Source organism: Mesobacillus subterraneus (genome assembly GCF_000934845.1).
Classification (GTDB): domain Bacteria; phylum Bacillota; class Bacilli; order Bacillales; family Cytobacillaceae; genus Mesobacillus; species Mesobacillus stamsii.
Genome location: NZ_JXIQ01000174.1, coordinates 1 through 347 on the forward strand (window position 1 = coordinate 1; position 347 = coordinate 347).

At 35.7% G+C, this 347-nt stretch carries 1 protein-coding gene; it reads left to right on the forward strand.

All coding sequences use genetic code 11. The features are described from left to right. Nucleotides 1-169 precede the first annotated feature (169 nt). On the forward strand, nucleotides 170-347 hold a 178-nt coding region (locus tag UB32_RS19665), incomplete at its 3' end, for a transposase (protein ID WP_198528217.1).

Here is a 347-nt window from a genome sequence, read left to right on the forward strand (position 1 = left end):
TTTTATCGTTTTCCGACAGAAGACTCCCACCTCAATCGTGTGAAGGGCGAAGCCCAACGATAGGTGGGAGATGAATGTCGGTTAGGCGATAGCCTAAAGGCTTTTTTGTTGCCCACTTCATACCTTAATGATATAATCAGTCTTATATAAGAAAAAGGCTGATTTATCATTGAAATTAGACAGTAATAATCATTCAGTATTCTTAATGTATTATCATCTTGTACTAGTTGTGAAATATCGTAGAGAAGTATTTGATGTCAAAGTATCTGACTATGCTAAGGATATGTTTGTAAATCTAGGCGAGAAATACAATATCTCTCTAGTTGAGTGGAATCATGATAAAGACC